This window comes from Pedobacter sp. MC2016-14, assembly GCF_020991475.1.
Taxonomy (GTDB): domain Bacteria; phylum Bacteroidota; class Bacteroidia; order Sphingobacteriales; family Sphingobacteriaceae; genus Pedobacter.
Genome location: NZ_JAJMPA010000008.1, coordinates 1 through 1,837, shown reverse-complemented (window position 1 = coordinate 1,837; position 1,837 = coordinate 1). Strand labels below are relative to the sequence as shown.

Annotated in this window: 1 protein-coding gene; it reads left to right on the top strand. The window is 41.9% G+C overall.

What is annotated here, in order from left to right; translation table 11 throughout:
• The first annotated feature begins 146 nt into the window (after positions 1 to 146).
• Positions 147 to 1,682 (top strand): IS1182 family transposase, encoded by a 1,536-nt coding sequence (locus LPB86_RS20815; RefSeq protein WP_230693352.1) that lies wholly within the window; start codon positions 147 to 149, stop codon positions 1,680 to 1,682.
• Positions 1,683 to 1,837 lie beyond the last annotated feature (155 nt).

The window sequence follows — 1,837 nt, the reverse complement described above, 5'->3', positions numbered from 1 at the left end:
AAAAGAGGCTGTATCACAAATCGATGCAGCCTCTTTGTATTTTATCAACAATTGTTTGTCTTTAGCACATCTACGCAAATTTTCTGATTTTATTATTGTTATAATTTGCTGATATTCTTATATTTACGTCATAATAATCGATGTTTATGGCAGCAAGAAAACCAGTGTTTAGGCCCTACCAGCAGAATCAGCTCATGGCACTTCCTCCCAGCTTTGATGAGCTGATACCGGCGGATCATACCGTTCGGGTTGTAAACGATGTGATCAACGCTGTAAACATTGAACCGCTATTGAAGGCCTACCATGTACGCGGGGGCTCCAACTATCACCCTCTTTTGCTATTAAAGGTTTTGGTATATGGATATGTGACCAATATCTATTCCAGCCGCAAGCTTGCCGAGGCCTGCCGGGAAAGAATACCTTTTATGTGGTTGAGTGCAATGAGTAAACCTGACCACAACACCATCAACCGCTTTCGTGGAGTACGTCTTAAACACGCACTTCGGAGTGTATTTGAAGAGGTCGTAAAGCTTCTGGCAGAAGAAGGCCTGCTGAGTATAGACCAGGTTTATACCGACGGGACTAAGATTGAGGCTAATGCAAATAAATATACTTTCGTGTGGAGGAAATCTATCCAGACCAATAAGGAAAAGATGAAAAAGCAGCTGGAAGAGATCTGGAACTATGCACAGCATATCGCAGCTGATGAAGATCTGATGCCAGAACCGCCTACTGCGGCTAACATTAATAAAGAAAGCGTAAAGGCAACCGTTGAAAAATTGAATAAGGTACTGGCAGATAATGACCAGGCAGATAAAAAGGTAAAAGCCAAACTACGTTACATCAATAAAAACTTCCCTGCAAACATTGCTAAATACGAGCAGCAGGAAGTTATCCTGGAAACAAGAAATAGTTATAGCAAAACAGATACCGATGCCACTTTCATGAGAATGAAGGAGGATCACATGTTGAATGGGCAGCTCAAGCCCGGGTATAATGTGCAGATATCCAGCTCGAACCAGTTCATTGTAAATTATACCATCCATCACAATCCTACCGATACTACAACCTTAAAAGCGCATTTGGAACAACATAAAAGCAGCTTTGGTACAGCACCTAAGAAACTTACCGCGGATGCCGGTTACGGATCGGAGGAAAACTACACCCTGCTTGAAGGGGAAAAGGTAACAGCTTATGTAAAATACAACAGCTTTGATAAGGGGCAGAACGAGAACTACAACAGCAAGTTTCCCTTTGCTGCTGAGAAATTGTTTTACAATGACCAGCAAGATGTTTATATCTGCCCGATGGGCCAGAAAATGCATTATATAGGGAATATCATTAATAAAACCAGTACAGGGTTTGTACAGACCTACAAAAGATACCAGGCTGAAAACTGTGCAGCCTGTCCGCTGAACGGTGTTTGCCACAAGTCAAAAGGCAACCGGATCATTGATATAAATGTGAACCTGAAAAGACAGAAGCAACAGGCCTACGAGCTGTTGAATACAGAAGAAGGAATAAGGCGCAGGAAAAAACGGTGCTTTGATGTCGAACCTGTCTTTGCCAACATCAAACAGAACCACGGGTTCCGTCGCTTCATGCTCCGTGGTAAGGAAAAGGTCGAAATCGAATGGGGATTGTTGGCAATCGCACAGAACCTAAGGAAAAAGGCAGCATAGAAAGCCGCTTTTTGCGCCAAAAAATCCATCTCAAGATGGTCATATCTAAAAATACGATTATTGGCTTGATCCATAACTAGCTATCCAAACTAAAATCAGAAAAATCGAGATATAAAAAAGAGGCTGATCATTTGTCAATGATACAGCCTCTTTTT

Coding starts and splice junctions, on each gene's coding strand:
- LPB86_RS20815 (WP_230693352.1), top strand. CDS start 147: ATGGCAGCAAGAAAACCAGTGTTTAGGCCCTACCAGCAGAATCAGCTC.